The organism is Pseudomonas sp. NPDC087336 (genome assembly GCF_044744285.1).
In the GTDB taxonomy this organism is placed as follows: domain Bacteria; phylum Pseudomonadota; class Gammaproteobacteria; order Pseudomonadales; family Pseudomonadaceae; genus Aquipseudomonas.
In genome coordinates this window covers 1-14,881 of sequence record NZ_JBIUYA010000062.1, presented here as the reverse complement: position 1 = coordinate 14,881, position 14,881 = coordinate 1, and the positions used below count along the sequence as shown (strand labels likewise).

At 60.2% G+C, this 14,881-nt stretch carries 11 protein-coding genes and 1 pseudogene; 4 read left to right on the top strand and 8 right to left on the bottom strand.

What is annotated here, in order from left to right; translation table 11 throughout:
* Window positions 1–182: 182 nt before the first annotated feature.
* Window positions 183–752, bottom strand: a complete 570-nt coding sequence (locus ACIO0C_RS30865) for a lipocalin family protein (protein WP_401318250.1) — start codon at window positions 750–752, stop codon at window positions 183–185.
* A 31-nt stretch (window positions 753–783) separates the two neighbouring features.
* Window positions 784–1,038: a hypothetical protein gene (locus tag ACIO0C_RS30860; RefSeq protein WP_272604298.1), complete on the bottom strand. Its 255-nt coding sequence runs from the start codon at window positions 1,036–1,038 to the stop codon at window positions 784–786.
* Between the two features lie 28 nt (window positions 1,039–1,066).
* Between ACIO0C_RS30860 and ACIO0C_RS30855 the strand changes: the two genes are divergently transcribed.
* The 3 genes and pseudogenes from ACIO0C_RS30855 to ACIO0C_RS30845 all read left to right on the top strand — a co-directional run bounded on the left by ACIO0C_RS30855 (window position 1,067) and on the right by ACIO0C_RS30845 (window position 3,210).
* Window positions 1,067–1,210 (top strand): hypothetical protein, encoded by a 144-nt coding sequence (locus ACIO0C_RS30855; protein WP_401318247.1) that lies wholly within the window; start codon window positions 1,067–1,069, stop codon window positions 1,208–1,210.
* Window positions 1,207–2,352 (top strand): annotated as a pseudogene (locus ACIO0C_RS30850) (cache domain-containing protein); the annotation flags it as partial. The gene ACIO0C_RS30855 and the pseudogene ACIO0C_RS30850, both read left to right, overlap by 4 nt.
* Before the next feature lie 93 nt (window positions 2,353–2,445).
* Window positions 2,446–3,210, top strand: coding sequence for a methyl-accepting chemotaxis protein (locus ACIO0C_RS30845; protein ID WP_370628229.1), 765 nt, complete (start codon window positions 2,446–2,448; stop codon window positions 3,208–3,210).
* A gap of 133 nt (window positions 3,211–3,343) precedes the next feature.
* Here the strand turns inward: ACIO0C_RS30845 and ACIO0C_RS30840 are convergent, their stop codons facing one another.
* The 5 genes from ACIO0C_RS30840 to ACIO0C_RS30820 all read right to left on the bottom strand — a co-directional run bounded on the left by ACIO0C_RS30840 (window position 3,344) and on the right by ACIO0C_RS30820 (window position 12,310).
* Window positions 3,344–3,946, bottom strand: coding sequence for a DUF924 family protein (locus ACIO0C_RS30840; protein ID WP_401318245.1), 603 nt, complete (start codon window positions 3,944–3,946; stop codon window positions 3,344–3,346).
* 3 nt (window positions 3,947–3,949) lie between these two features.
* Window positions 3,950–4,960: a class 1 fructose-bisphosphatase gene (locus ACIO0C_RS30835; RefSeq protein WP_008058033.1), complete on the bottom strand. Its 1,011-nt coding sequence runs from the start codon at window positions 4,958–4,960 to the stop codon at window positions 3,950–3,952.
* A 183-nt stretch (window positions 4,961–5,143) separates the two neighbouring features.
* The gene (locus ACIO0C_RS30830; protein ID WP_401318242.1) at window positions 5,144–6,508 is read right to left on the bottom strand and encodes a DUF3999 domain-containing protein; all 1,365 of its coding nucleotides are present in this window, start codon (window positions 6,506–6,508) and stop codon (window positions 5,144–5,146) included.
* Complete coding sequence (locus ACIO0C_RS30825; RefSeq protein ID WP_401318240.1) at window positions 6,505–9,699, bottom strand: DUF2339 domain-containing protein; 3,195 nt, start codon at window positions 9,697–9,699, stop codon at window positions 6,505–6,507. Before ACIO0C_RS30825 ends, ACIO0C_RS30830 begins: the two co-directional genes overlap by 4 nt.
* Before the next feature lie 160 nt (window positions 9,700–9,859).
* Window positions 9,860–12,310, bottom strand: coding sequence for a glycogen/starch/alpha-glucan phosphorylase (locus ACIO0C_RS30820; protein ID WP_401318237.1), 2,451 nt, complete (start codon window positions 12,308–12,310; stop codon window positions 9,860–9,862).
* A 256-nt stretch (window positions 12,311–12,566) separates the two neighbouring features.
* Between ACIO0C_RS30820 and ACIO0C_RS30815 the strand changes: the two genes are divergently transcribed.
* Window positions 12,567–13,004: a YkgJ family cysteine cluster protein gene (locus ACIO0C_RS30815; protein ID WP_008058557.1), complete on the top strand. Its 438-nt coding sequence runs from the start codon at window positions 12,567–12,569 to the stop codon at window positions 13,002–13,004.
* Between the two features lie 466 nt (window positions 13,005–13,470).
* On the opposite strand, the gene ACIO0C_RS30810 is transcribed toward ACIO0C_RS30815, so the two are convergent.
* The coding region (locus ACIO0C_RS30810; RefSeq protein ID WP_401318235.1) for an EF-Tu/IF-2/RF-3 family GTPase at window positions 13,471–14,881 on the bottom strand (1,411 nt) is incomplete at its 5' end.

Genomic DNA, 14,881 nt, shown 5'->3' with positions numbered 1-14,881 from the left:
GACGAAGGCAAAAGCGAGAAAAGCTGAAGGCTGCCCAAGGCAGCCTTCAGCTATGAAACATGTTTACCGGACACTAGTGACGCTCTGCGTGGGAACGCAGCCGGGGACGCTCCGCGTCCCAAAGCGTGACGCAGAGCGTCACGAGAGGCATTCCCACGCAGAGCGTGGGCACGATCAAACTGTCAGTTGGAGGTCTTGGCCATCTGCGTATCCGACGCTCGCCAGATCAGCCGCGTGGTGTCATAACCCTGCTGACGCGCCTTGCTCAGCAATTCTTCACGCACTACGCCATTGACGGTCGGGGTGCGCGACAGCAACCACAGGTAACGACGACTCGGGTCGCCGACGATGGCAGTCTTGTAGTCATCGCTGACGTACAACACCCAGTATTCGCCCTTTGGCAGGCCCGGTATCAACCTTGAAAACCAGGTATCGAATTCGACCCACAACTTGTCGGTCTTGCCCGGCACTTGCGGATACGCCGTACCCCTGACCTCTTCCCACTGCCACTGTGCCGTCAGGCAGCGATTCAATACCGCGACGTTACCGTCAGGCTTGAGCGTGTAGTGGGCTTCGGATTGCGCACAGTCGCGCTGGAAGTACATTGGCAGTCGCGCCAACTCGTACCAGGTACCTTGATAGCGCTTGAGATTGACACTGTTGGCGGTTTTTGGCGCCAACGGGTCCGGGCCAGAACTGGCACAACCGGCCAATACCAGGCCGGCAAAAAGCAAGATCAATAACCGCTTCATTGTTTTTCTCCCGTGGGCCTGTGGCCCCGGTTTACTTCAGGCCTTGGCCGGAAAACATCAGCACTTTGTCACCGGCGAACTGCACGCTGATAAAGCTGTTCTTGTCGCCCCATGTGCAACTGGACATGCCGAGCGCGCCTGAGCAATCGGCGGGTTTGCCCAACAGGGTTTCAACCTCGGCCTTGGCCATTCCTGACTCCAGCTTGGAGTAGTTTTCCTGATTGACCTTGCTGCACGCAGCCAACAACACGCAAAACGACAGCAGGGCGATGGATCGCAGCGACATGTGAAACTCCACGGACGAGGGTATTGGCATGACTGCCAAGCTGAACCTTAGAAGAGAAAACCCCTGTCTGGTTCCCTGCCTGACGGGCTATTTATCAGGCCGCTCGTCTGCCTTTGCGCGAATGATCAGCCACTTCGTTCTGCTGCCCGGTATTTCGTCGTTTTTTGCATGAAGCGCCTAATCTTTGGCGCCGTCCAGTCGACATACAGGCAACGCAAAGCCACGCCCGTGACATTTGCCCTCCTTTTGTTGAACCGATCTCCTGCGGTAGCTCATCCAATGACCAGAAATATGAAATTCAGCCACAAGATATTGTTGGCTGCTGCCCTCGTGGTGGCCGTCGCATTCGCTTGTTTCATCCTGTTCAACGACTATCGCCAGCGCCAGACCTTGCGTAGCAGCACCGAAGCCTCGATGCAGGAACTTGGCAGCCTGACCACCAGCAACATCCAAACCTGGCTGGAAAGCCGCATGCAGTTGCTGCAATCCATGGCCCAACAGGTCAGCGCCGACGGCAATGCCCCTGCCAGCCTGAAACGAATCATCGACCTGCCCGCCTACACCGGCAATTTCCAGTTGAGTTACTTCGGTGGGGCCGATGGCGTGATGTTCTCCGTCCCGGCAGGCAATCGCGCGGCAGACTACGACCCGCGCGCCCGCGGCTGGTACAAGGCTGCCAACAGCGCGCAACAGACCATCGTCACTGAACCGTACATCGCCGCTTCTTCCGGCAAGCTGGTGATCACGGTGGCAACTCCGGTTCAGCGCCAGGGCCAGATGATTGGCGTTGCTGGCGCCGACATCGACCTGTCCAGCGTCAGTGCCATCATCAACTCGCTGAATTTCGGCGGCCACGGCCATGCCTTTATCGTGGGCGCCGACGGCAAGATCCTGATTCACCCGGACAGCAAATGGGTGCTCAAAAACCTCACCGACGCTTACCCCAATGGTGCGCCGAAAGTCAGCCCGGGCATGAAAGAAGTCGAGATCGATGGCAAAAGCCAGTTCATTTCCTTCACTCATGTCAACGGCGTGCCGTCAGCGAATTGGTACGTGGCACTGGTGCTGGACCAGGACACCGCGTTCTCGATGCTGAGCGAATTCCGCACCTCGGCGATCATCGCCATGGTGATTGCAGTGCTGATCATCATCACGTTGCTGGGCATGCTGATCAGCGTCCTGATGCAGCCGTTGCTGACCATGGGCCGCGCCATGCACGACATCGCCGAAGGCGAAGGTGACCTGACCAAACGCCTGACCATCCACGGCCACGACGAATTCGGTGCACTGGGGCTGTCGTTCAACCGTTTCGTCGAACGCATCCACACCTCGATCAGCGAAGTGTCCTCGGCCACGGGCCAGGTCAACGAAGTGGCGCTGCGCGTTGTCGCCGCGTCCAATTCGTCGATGTTCAACTCCGACCAGCAAGCCTCGCGCACCAGCAGTGTGGCCGCAGCGATCAATCAGCTCGGCGCCGCCGCCCAGGAAATCGCCCAGAACGCCGCCCTCGCCTCACAGCATTCGAGCGATGCGCGCGCGCTGGCCGAAGAGGGCCAGCAGGTTGTGGATAAAACCATCTCGGCGATGCACCAGCTGTCGGCAAAGATCAGCGATTCGTGCGGCAACATCGAGACGCTCAACAGCAACACCGTCAACATCGGGCAGATTCTGGAAGTGATCACCAGCATCTCCCAGCAGACCAACCTGCTGGCGCTCAACGCGGCGATTGAAGCTGCGCGCGCTGGTGAAGCCGGACGTGGTTTTGCGGTGGTCGCCGACGAAGTGCGCAACCTCGCCCACCGCACCCAGGACTCGGCGCAGCAAGTGCAGAAAATGATCGAGGAACTGCAAGTCGGCGCCCGGGAAGCGGTAACCATCATGACCGACAGCCAGCGCCAGAGCGAAAGCAGCGTTGGTATCGCCAACCAGGCCGGCGAGCGCCTGGGCAGCGTGACCCAGCGTATCGGCGAGATCGACGGCATGAACCAGTCCGTGGCGACGGCAACGGAAGAGCAGACGGCCGTGGTGGAGTCGATCAACGTCGACATCACCGAGATCAACACGCTCAACCAGGAGGGTGTGGAGAACCTGCAGTCGACCTTGCGCGCGTGTGCTGATCTTGAACAGCAGGCGGCGCGGTTGAAGCAGTTGGTGGGTAGTTTCAGAATCTAAGGTGCTCTCACCGGCCTCATCGCTGGCAAGCCAGCTCCCACAGGGTTCTCTGCTGTACACGAATTTTGTGTCCACCGCAGATCACTGTGGGAGTGGGCTTGCCCGCGAAGGCGGCATCAGCACCAGCGAAGAACTAGAATCTTGATCCAGGTTTCGACAGAAACGCCAATTCCTCAGCCGTACTCTCTCGCCCCAACACCGCATTGCGATGGGGAAAACGTCCAAACTGCGCGATCACTTGCTGATGCCGCTCGGCAAAATCCAGATAATCGGCAAACAACGCCCGATCACTCTCCGGTTGTTGCGCCACCAGATCGATGTAGCGCGAGACGCCTTCGTTCTGCACCGCGAGGTTCTCGCTGTGTTCGAATACCAGGAGGATAAATACCCGCTGAATGGGTGATAACTGCCGATCAAAATCCGCGGCAATGCCTTGGGCGACCAGTTTCTGGGCCCGCAGATCACCGGAAAAGGCTTTGGGGGTGTCGCGAAAGATCATGCGCGGGAGTTGATCGAGCAACAGTACCAGTGCCAGCCAACCTTCGGGACGTTGCATCCACTCGGTCAATCCGCCGGCCAGTGCCTGCTCGACCTGGCCCCCGAAACGCTCGCGCGCCTCGAGGTCCTGGCTGTCACGCTTGCCAAACCATAACTTGCCCTTGTCAGCCGCGATTGCCCTGGCTGTTTCGGCTGTACCGAACCACCAATCAAGCAACGGCTGCCAGGGCGCGTTCATGGTTTATTCCTTGTGGTAAGCCGTCACGCGTGCGACTTCTTCTTTCGAGCCCAGGAACACCGCTACGCGCTGGTGCAGGCCTTCAGGCTGGATGTCGAGAATGCGCTGGTGACCGTTTGTGGACGCGCCGCCCGCCTGTTCCACCAGGAACGACATCGGGTTGGCTTCGTACATCAGGCGTAGTTTGCCCGGCTTCGACGGCTCGCGGCTGTCGCGTGGATACATGAACAAGCCACCACGGGTCAGGATGCGATGCACGTCGGCGACCATCGCGGCAACCCAACGCATGTTGTAGTTCTTTTTCAGCGGGCCTTCATCGCCTGCCAGCAGTTCGCCAACGTAGCGCTGTACCGGTGCTTCCCAGTGACGCTGGTTGGACGCGTTGATGGCGAATTCCTGGGTGGTTTCAGGAATGGTGATGTTTTCGTGGGTCAGTACGAAACTGCCCATTTCACGGTCCAGGGTGAAACCTTTCACGCCGTCGCCCAAGGTCAGGATCAACATGGTCTGTGGACCGTAGATCGCATAACCGGCGGCCACTTGCTGGGTACCTGGCTGCAGGAAAGCCTTTTCATTCAAGGGCTCGTTCTGGCTCAGGTATTCGTTCGGGCAACGCAGTACCGAGAAGATGGTGCCGACCGGGGCGTTGATGTCGATGTTCGACGAACCGTCCAGCGGGTCGAATACCAACAGGTAGGCGCCTTTCGGGTATTTGCCCGGGATCTGGTAGGCATTGTCCATTTCTTCGGACGCCATGCCGGCCAGGTGACCGCCCCATTCGTTGGCTTCGAGCAGGATCTCGTTGGAGATCACGTCGAGCTTCTTCTGCACTTCGCCCTGGACGTTTTCAGTGCCCATGCTGCCCAGAACGCCACCCAGGGCGCCTTTGGACACGGCGTGGTTGATCTCCTTGCAGGCACGCGCCACCACTTCGATCAGGAAGCGCAGATCGGCAGGAGTGTTGTTGCTGCGGGTCTGCTCAATCAAATAGCGACTCAAGGTAACGCGGGACATGGAAGGCTCCGGAGGAATGGGGGACTAAAAACCCGCGCAGTTTAACGCGAGTCGGGGCGCATTTCCTCCTATCAGACGTGATCGGCTCAAGAGAGTTCATGCGCGGGGTTCAGCGTAGTAGGAAATGACCTGCTTTTGTAGGAGCGGGCTTGCCCGCGAAAGGGCGCGCGACACCAGCCATGCTCAGGTATTGGCTGGCGGCTTGCGCAGCAGACTGAACGCCATTGCCGCCAGGAAGAACACGCCAAGCAACAACACCGCCCACAAGCCAAACTTCTTCCAATCGGTGCCCACCGATGCCGGCACTGTCGACACTATCGGGGTAACCGGCGTCCCACCCTCAACCGACGCCTGGCCCAACGTCGCCAGCTTGGCCGCGCTGTAATCCGGAATCAGCGTCGACAACGGCAAGCTCGCCGCCTTCACCGTCGCATTGCCCAACGCCAACCTGTAAGGCCCAGGCCCCCGCGCCAGAAACACCAATTGCGTCGCCCGCACGGCAAACTTCAGTGTTGGCGCTTGTGCGCCCAGGCCACCACCTCGCTCGTCCACGGTCAGTTTCAACTGTTGCACGGCTTGCCCCGGCAACTGCAACTGGTTCTGCACCACGTCCTCGCTACTCTGGGTCAGGCGATAGAGCAAGCCATTGTTCAACGGTTGCCACGGCAAGCTGCTATCGCGACGACCAGACAGGATGACCGGCGCCAGGCTGTTGGGTTGACTCAACTCGATCTGCACACGCTCGACGTTCAGCACCTTCGGTAACTGCCAGGTGTATTCCCCTGCCTTCACGCTACTGCCGTGCAACTCGTTGGACCAGACCAACGGCAGCGGCAAGCTGCGCACGCTTTGCAGCTGCGCCGCTGTCAGTGTCGGAGCCGATTGCGGCGTGTCCCACAGCAAGCGCAGATAGCGTGCCGACTGTCCCGGCAGGCCGACCTCATGCTGCTCGACCCGTTCATCGGCAAACGTCAGCCGCGCCAGTTGCCCCTCGCCCCAGGACTGCCAATGCTGCAAATCGTCGCTGGCCTCGATACTGAACCGCTGGAAGCCATCACGTTCGCTAGTCCAGTCGAGAACCAGCTGTTGCAACGGCGCCTTGATGGCACTGGCATCCAGTAGCCAGCCACGTAACGCTTCCTCCCCCACTTCCAGCTCAGTGGAGGGCTGCACCTGGACCAGGGTGCCATTGGCGTTCGCTTGCACCCGCACGCTCGGGGCATGCTCGGTGGCGTCCGCCGAGTCGTACAGCGGGAACCATTTGACGTCAGTCAGCGTGCGGTTGTCCTCAGTTTGTGCGCTGGCCTGTGACAGGGCATAGGCCAGAGGTTCGCCAGCGGCGTTGAACACGCGCACATCACTGAGGCCGGCCTGCCGTGCACTCAACTGCACGGCCAGGGGCAGCTCAAGACGATACCATGGACCTTCACCGCTCACGGTCAATGGCACTTGCGTGGCGAAGTCCGTCGGTGTTTCCTGGGCAGCGGCAGTCAGTGCCAGGCCCATTGCAGCGATACCCAACCAGACCAGGTTCAGCTTCTGACTCAAGACGACACTCCTTGGGTTTGCGGCGCCGGTTTCTCGGGGGCCGCCACGGTTTCGACGCGCTTGGGTGGCAACGGGGCGAAATAGCCCACTACCAGCAGCAATACGCCAACACCGATAAACGACACGATCCGCGCCAGCCCGCCACGGTTACTCAATTCCACGAAGAGCAGTTTCGCCACCACCACGCCGATCAGGGCGGCACCGATCAACCAGACTTCACGGCGTTGCCGCAAATGGCCACCAATCATCAAACCCAGCGCCATCAAGGTCCAGACGATGGACAGGCCGGCCTGGACCCGCATGGATTCGAGCAAAGCCTGCAGCTCGAATGGCACGCCGCCCCAATGGTGAGCCGTGCGCATCACCAGGGCCGTGAAGAACAGGAACAGCGAAACGCCGACGATCAGTTGCGCAGCGCCGGCATAGCTCCTGCGGACAGCCAGTTGCGGCGCCTCGCTGCGCAACCAGGCGTAAACGCCGAACAACGCAAACAGCAGGCCCAGGTCCAGCGGGTTGACCAGCGGTAAATAGGGCAAGGGCTCAGCCTTGCCATCACTGACGATATTGGCCAGCCAGAACCAGCCCAGCATCAACAATGCCAAAGGAGCGGCGGCATACACACGGTATTCGCGAGCGTAGGCCGATACCGGCCAGGGCCAGGCGCGCGGTGCCGCCATCAGCACCAGGTACAGGCTCGGCAGTAGCGCCCAGCCCAGCCAGCGCCAGGCGTTGTACTGCTCGGACAACAGCAGCAAGCCATAACGCAGCTCCAGGGCCAGTACACCGATCAGCAGCCAGCACCCGAGTACGTGAGCGCTACTCAGGGCAGCGCTCGGCAGCATGGTCGCCAAGCGTCGCAGAGACATGAAATGCACGACGAGCACCACGGCCCACAGCAGCCAGCCGACGTTGGCCGCCGGATGAAAACGCGGATGCCAAGCGGCGAGCAACACCAGGCCGGCGGCCGGGATCAGCAAGGTGCAGAGCACGCCCAGCGCCGGCCACGCCAGGCGTAACGCCAACACTGCCCACAGCGCCACGCTGATTGCCGCGGCCGCCAGCATCAACGTGGCCTGCAGGGGCAAAGGTGCAAACAGCAGCACCTCACTGACCCAGGCCAGCGCCCACCACCCCGCGCCCCATGCCAGCAACACCCGGGACAAGCGCTGCAGGTTCACGCCATCGATCACCGTGACAGCAACGCCGATATGCAAACGCCACGCCCCGATCAATGCGACCAGGCCTAGCATCAGCGGCGACCAGAATCCAGTATGGGCCAACGGCCGCAAGCTCTCGCTGGCCTGGGGTTCAGCCACCAGGAACAACACGCCACCCAGCAACTGAACGACCAGTGCGCTCAGCAGGAATGTGGCCGAGGGCAGGCGCAGGGCAACGAACAACGTCAGCAGCCCGGCCAATGCCCAACTGATTGACGTGCCATGGGCGAAAAAGAACATCGGCGCCAGCAAGTAGATGAACGTCAGGCCGAGGGCGGCCAGGACCGGCGGGACATGACGCTCCCAGGACGCAATCTGCCCAGGCAAGGCCTTGTGCAGCTGATGGAAACTGAACAGCAGTGCGCCGCCGAGCATCAACGCCCCCAGCGGCGTGCCCTCAAGCAGGCTACTTTCGCCGCTACGCAGTTCACTGAGAAACACCAGCGCCGCGCCCGCTTGCAACAACAAGGCAAACGCTCGGGCGAACGGGCGTTGCTGGCGCAGGCCCAGCCAGAAAATCCCCGCGCCTTCCACCGCCCATGCCGCGCTCGTCCAACGCGCATCCAGCCCCAGGGGAATCGCCAGGCTGATGAAAATCACACCCAGCGCCAGGCAGGTTTCCGCCAACAGCAGAGCGCGCCCGCCCATCAGCAAACGAGCCAGCCCCATGTAGATCATGCCAAGCGCCAGGGCGCTGAACGCGGCAGCGAACTCCAGATGCTGAACCAGGGCGAACTGCAATCCAAAGCCAACCAACGGCGGACCGAACAGCAGCGTACCGTCGACGTAATCACCCTTGCGCGCAGACCAACGCAACAGCGCTTCACGACTGCCACCCTCGGGCGCATCACCTATTTGCAGCAATTTGCGTCGGGCGAACAACAAGCCGATGGCCAGGTACATCACGAAGAACAGGATCAGGAACGGCTCGGTGCTCCACAGCAACTCTGGCGTATAGGAGCGCAAGCCCCAGGCGAGCCCGATGCCGAAGGTACCGGTGAAGCCGATCACATTGAGCAAGCGCCAGGCCTTGAACCAGGCGATGACGAGGATGCCGGCGTTGAGCAAGGCGAAGTAACTGAACAGCGCGACGTGACTGCCGGCCCCCGTGGAAGCCAACAGGGGCGCGGCAAATCCGCCCAGCGCGGCGGCGGCAGCCAGGCCCAGTGCATTCTGGGTAATGGCCAGGATCGCCGAAAACACCGTCACCGCCACCAACAGGCCAAACGCCGCCGAGGGATCGAGCAGCGGATGCAGGCGCATCGCGGCAAACACCGTCAGGTACAGCACGGCAATTGCGGCGCCTTGCAGCATCAAGGCGTATTCGTTGTTACGCGATCGCAGCCACCAACCAAGGCCGAGTAGGCCCAATGCAACCGCCGCGACACCGGCGTAGCGCAACTCGATCGGCACCACCATGCCTTCGGTGGCGTAGCGCAGCAGGAAGGCCAGGCCGAGGAACAACAGCACCACACCGACCCGCAGCACGGTGTTGCCACCCAATAGCCAGGCACGCGCAGCGTTGATGGCGCGCTCAATGAGGCTTGGTTCAGGGGGATTGGCGCGTTCGCGGGCGGCTGGCGCGGGCTTCCATGCATCGAAGGGCTGTGCTTGGCTGGCTTGGGTAGCCGCATCGACGACCGTTTCAAGTTCGGGCGGCAGTTCCCAGATCAGTTCCGGGGTTTCTACAGGGGTTTGAGTGATCGCGATGTCAGCAACTGGAACGGAAGCGCTGGCTTGCGGCGTCTTGATCCCAGGTCCCTCCAGCACAGCCAAGCGTTGCTCAACCGTCCGCAGTGCAAGCTGCGCCTGTTCAAGCAGGCGACGCTGCTCGCTGGCCTGCGATCCCAGCCTGCCGATGCGAACGGCCTGCCCGATACCCAGTCCGAGCAAGGCGCCCAGCAACGCCTCGCTGAACGACTCGTCGAGTATCCAGCCCAGCACCAGACCCACAAGCATGAACATCCATTGCATGATCCATATCCTTGAGCGCAATCCTGAAAGACTAGCGTAGCCAGCCCCAAAAAAGATCGCAGCCTGCGGCAGCTCCTACAGGGATTTGTATCCACCTGTAGGAGCTGCCGCAGGCTGCGATCTTCTGCTGCGCGCCTAGTATATCGATCCTACCGCAGCGTTACTCCAACGCCTTCCAGATATCCGTGGCGTACTCGCGAATCGTCCGGTCGGACGAAAACCAGCCCATGCGCGAGGTGTTCAACACCGCCGAGCGCCACCATTGCTCGGAATCGTGCCAAAGGGCTTCGACGCGCATTTGCGCATTCCAGTAGGAATCGAAATCGGCACAGACCAGGAAGCGGTCGTAGTCCACCAACGAATCGATCAGCCCGGTGTAACGGGATGGATCATCCGGTGAGAACACCCCGCCGCGAATGGCTTGCAGTACATCATTGAGTCGATGGGACGCGGCAATGTCCGGCACCGCGCTGAACTCGTGGTTCTGCTTGCGCGCTTCAACCTGCTGGGCACTGAGGCCAAAGATGAACATGTTCTCGACGCCGATGCGCTCGGACATCTCCACGTTGGCACCGTCCAGCGTGCCGATGGTCAATGCACCGTTAAGGCCGAATTTCATGTTGCTGGTGCCCGAGGCTTCAAAGCCGGCAGTGGAGATCTGCTCGGATAGATCCGCCGCCGGAATGATGCTCTCCGCCAGGCTGACGTTGTAGTTGGGCAGGAACACCACTTTGAGCAAGCCGCGTACAGTCGGGTCGTTGTTCACCACCCGTGCGATGTCGTTGGTCAGCTTGATGATCAACTTCGCCTGGTGATAACTGGCCGCCGCTTTACCGGCGAAGATCTTCACCCGTGGCACCCAGTCGATTTCAGGTTCCGCACGAATCGCCTGGTACAGCGCCACGGTGTGCATCAGGTTGAGCAGCTGGCGCTTGTATTCGTGGATCCGCTTGACCTGCACGTCGAACATCGCCGCTGGGTTGACCGCTACCCCCAATCGCTCATGAATCAGGTAGGCCAGGGCCTTTTTGCTGTGCAGACGCTGTTCGGCGAACGCTTTGCGGAACGCCGACTTATCGGCGAACGGCTGCAGCTCGAGCAAGCGCTCTTCGGGATTATCCAGCAGGTCCTGGCCGAGGGCATCGACCAGCATCGAGGTCAGCTCCGGGTTGGCCTGGTACAGCCAGCGGCGGAACGTGATGCCGTTGGTCTTGTTGTTGATCCGTTGCGGATAAAGCTTGTGCAGCTCGGAGAACACCGTCTTGCGCATCAGTTGCGTGTGCAGGCCGGATACGCCGTTGACACTGTGCGAGCCAAGGAACGCCAGGTTGCCCATGCGCACGCGTCGACCGTTGTCTTCCTCGATCAAAGACACCGCGCGCAACACGTCGAAATCGTGGATGCCCTTGGCCCGCAGCGAGTCGATGTGCTGGGCATTGATCAGGTAAATAATCTGCATGTGCCGTGGCAGCATGCGCTCCATCAGGCCCACCGGCCAGGTTTCCAGCGCCTCGGGAAGTAAGGTGTGGTTGGTATAGGAAAGCGTGTCGACCGTGACCTGCCACGCCGCATCCCATGCCACGTCGTAGACATCGACCAACTGGCGCATCAACTCTGCCACGGCAATCGAGGGGTGGGTGTCGTTGAGCTGGATCGCCGCGTGATCGCCCAGGGTCAGCACCGAGGTGTGCATGTTGCGATGGCGGCGCAGCAGGTCCTGCAGGGACGCGGCGACGAAGAAGTATTCCTGGCGCAACCGCAGTTCCTGGCCGGCCTCGGTGCTATCTGCCGGGTACAGTACCCGAGAGATACTTTCGGCCCGGGCCACTTCCGCCACGGCCCCCAGGTGGTCACCGGCGTTGAAGCGTTCCAGGTGCAAATCTTCCATGGCTCGTGCGCGCCACAGCCGCAAAGTGTTCACGCTGGCCCCGCGCCAACCGACCACCGGCGTGTCATAGGCAATGGCCCGCACGGTTTCCGCCGGATGCCAGACTTGCTTGGACTTGCCGTTCTCATCGGTGACGGTCTCGACGCCGCCGCCAAAGCCGATCGGATAAACCACTTCCGGCCGCTCGAACTCCCACGGGTTGCCGAAATCCAGCCAGTGTTCGGTCTGTTCCTGCTGCCAACCGTCGACGACGGCCTGACGGAACAAACCGTGCTCGTAACGAATGCCGTAGCCATGACCCGCGATGCCCAGGGTCGACATGCTTTCCATGAAGCACGCTGCCAGTCGTCCGAGGCCACCGTTACCCAACGCTGCATCGGGTTCCAGCAGGCGGATGCGCTCAAGGTCGACGCCGAGTTCGGTCAGGGCTTCGCGTGCCACGTCGAGCAGGCCGAGATTGCTCAGGCTGTCGTAGAGCAGCCGGCCGATCAGGAATTCCAGGGAGAGGTAATAAACGCGCTTCTGACCTTTGCGGTAAATCTGCCGAGTGTGGTCCATCCAGTGCTCGACCATGTGATCGCGCGCTGCCAGGGCAATGGCTTCGAACCAGTCATGATCGAAGGCGTGATCCGGGTCTTTGCCCACCGCATAGGTGAGTTTGGTCAAGACGGCGTCGCGGAATGCGGCCACCTCTGCTTCGCGAACAAGTGGTTCTTGAGTCATCGATAGGACCTCGAGCGAGCTTGGAATTGTCTGAGACTAGACGGTCTGACAGACGGTATAGCCTCTGGTTCGGCAGTTTTTCCTGTTAATGCGCGTCAAGCCGGCATTGCATTGTCATGTACCTGAATCAATGCAGGGGCCGTGCCGGATTAGTGGTGCTGCTGGCTGTCCGTGAAAAAAACTGGCGAAAGGTTGTTCAAAAATCCACCAGTCCCGGTATGATCGCGCGCCCTGATGCACACGCTGGTAACAACCGATGATGAAGCCCAACCTGATCGCCGCCGCGGAGATCGACCGACTCGATACCTGGGCCAAGTACTCTGCCCCAATGTGCGGCTCCTGCCTATCGAGCTGTTGCACCCTGCCGGTCGAGGTCAAGATCAAGGACCTGATCCGCATCGGCATCGTCGACGAGTTCGAACGCGGCGACCCGCCAAAGAACATCGCCAAGCGCCTGCAGAAAGAAGGGATCGTCGAGCGCTACAACCAGAAATCCGAGATCTTCACCCTCCAGCGCATGAGCAACAACGATTGCCTGTACCTGGATCGTAAGAGCCGTCTGTGCACTATTTATGAAAAGCGCCCGGATACGTGCCGCAACCACCCGAAAATCGGCCCACGGCCGGGGTATTGCGCGTACAAGCCGAAGGAAGTGGTGCGCGAGACCAATTCGCGCAGTATCGAGCGGTTCTGACACCCCCGAAATTTGCGGCGCTTGTACTGGCCTCATCGCGAGCAAGCTCGCTCCCACAGGGTTTTGAGTCGTACTAAAAGTTGTGTACGGCAAAAATCACTGTGGGAGTATCGAGCGGTTCTGACACCCCCGAAATTTGCGGCGCTTGTACTGGCCTCATCGCGAGCAAGCTTGCTCCCACAGGGTTTTGAGTCGTACATAAAAGTTGTGTACGGCAAAAATCACTGTGGGAGTATCGAGCGGTTCTGACACCCCCGAAATTTGCGGCGCTTGTACTGGCCTCATCGCGAGCAAGCTCGCTCCCACAGGGTTTTGAGTCGTACATAAAAGTTGTGTACGGCAAAAATCACTGTGGGAGCGAGCTTGCTCGCGATGGGGTCAGTACAAACACCACACAAATCCCAGACAAACAAAAACGCCCCCGGCCTTTCGACCGGGGGCGTTTTTGTTACGCCTGGGCTAAATCTTATGCCTTGGCTTTCTTGGCAGCGCGGGTACGCTCGCTTTCGTCCAGGATCTTCTTGCGAAGACGGATGGATTTAGGCGTCACTTCACACAGCTCGTCGTCCTGGATGAATTCCAGAGCCTGTTCCAGGGTGAAGCGAACAGGTGGAACCAGGGCGATGGTTTCGTCTTTACCCGAAGCACGCATGTTGTCGAGCTTCTTGCCCTTGGTAGGGTTGACGCCCAGGTCGTTGTCACGGCTGTTCAGACCAACGATCTGACCGTTGTAGATTTCCTGACCGTGTTCAACGAACAGCTTGCCACGCGCCTGCAGGGTTTCCAGGGAGTAGGTCAGCGCCTTGCCGGTTTCTACCGAAACCAGAACGCCGTTCTGACGGCCGGACATGTCGCCGGACTTCATCACGTCGTAACGGTCGAAGATCGAGGTCAGGATGCCAGCACCGTTGGTCAGGGTCAGGAACTGGTTACGGAAACCGATCAGACCACGAGCAGGGATGTTGTATTCCAGACGTACTCGGCCCTTGCCATCCGGCACCATGTTGGTCAGGTCGCCCTTACGCAGGCCCATCTCTTCCATCACCTTGCCTTGGGATTCTTCCGGCAGGTCGATGGTCACGTTTTCGTACGGTTCGTGCTTCACGCCGTCAACCAGACGGATGATCACTTCCGGACGGCCTACAGCCATTTCGAAGCCTTCGCGACGCATGGTTTCGATCAGTACCGAAAGGTGCAGCTCACCACGGCCGGAAACCTTGAACTTGTCAGCCGAGTCGCCTTCTTCAACGCGCAGAGCAACGTTGTACAGCAGCTCTTTGTCCAGACGTTCCTTGATGTTACGGGAAGTCACAAACTTGCCTTCTTTACCGCAGAATGGCGAGTCGTTTACCTGGAAGGTCATGGAAACGGTTGGCTCGTCAACGGTCAGCGGCTTCATCGCCTCCGGGGTGTCCTGCTGGCACAGGGTGTCGGAGATGAACAGCTCGTCCATACCGCTGATGCACACGATGTCGCCTGCTGCAGCTTCTTCAACGTCTACACGGTGCAGACCGTGGTGACCCATCAGCTTCAGGATACGACCGTTGCGCTTCTTGCCGTCGGCGCTGATAGCCACAACCGGGGTGTTCGGCTTGACGCGACCACGGGCAATACGGCCAACGCCGATAACACCCAGGAAGCTGTTGTAGTCCAGTGCGGAGATCTGCATCTGGAACGGACCGTCACGGTCAACAGCCGGCGCCGGTACGTTGTCGACGATCGACTGGTACAGCGGGGTCATGTCATCAGCCATTTCGTTGTGGTCCAGACCGGCAATACCGTTCAGGGCCGAGGCGTAGACAACTTTGAAGTCCAGCTGTTCTTCGGTGGCACCCAGGTTGTCGAACAGGTCGAAGATCTGGTCCAGAACCCAGTCC

Bases quoted from the DNA above. Each gene is read 5' to 3' on its own strand.
- ACIO0C_RS30845 (WP_370628229.1), top strand. From the start codon at position 2,446: ATGTTCAACTCCGACCAGCAAGCCTCGCGCACCAGCAGTGTGGCCGCA.
- ACIO0C_RS30835 (WP_008058033.1), bottom strand. From the start codon at position 4,960: ATGTCCCGCGTTACCTTGAGTCGCTATTTGATTGAGCAGACCCGCAGC.
- ACIO0C_RS30825 (WP_401318240.1), bottom strand. From the start codon at position 9,699: ATGCAATGGATGTTCATGCTTGTGGGTCTGGTGCTGGGCTGGATACTC.
- ACIO0C_RS30860 (WP_272604298.1), bottom strand. From the start codon at position 1,038: ATGTCGCTGCGATCCATCGCCCTGCTGTCGTTTTGCGTGTTGTTGGCT.
- ACIO0C_RS30820 (WP_401318237.1), bottom strand. From the start codon at position 12,310: ATGACTCAAGAACCACTTGTTCGCGAAGCAGAGGTGGCCGCATTCCGC.
- ACIO0C_RS30865 (WP_401318250.1), bottom strand. From the start codon at position 752: ATGAAGCGGTTATTGATCTTGCTTTTTGCCGGCCTGGTATTGGCCGGT.
- ACIO0C_RS30840 (WP_401318245.1), bottom strand. From the start codon at position 3,946: ATGAACGCGCCCTGGCAGCCGTTGCTTGATTGGTGGTTCGGTACAGCC.
- ACIO0C_RS30815 (WP_008058557.1), top strand. From the start codon at position 12,567: ATGATGAAGCCCAACCTGATCGCCGCCGCGGAGATCGACCGACTCGAT.
- ACIO0C_RS30855 (WP_401318247.1), top strand. From the start codon at position 1,067: ATGACTGCCAAGCTGAACCTTAGAAGAGAAAACCCCTGTCTGGTTCCC.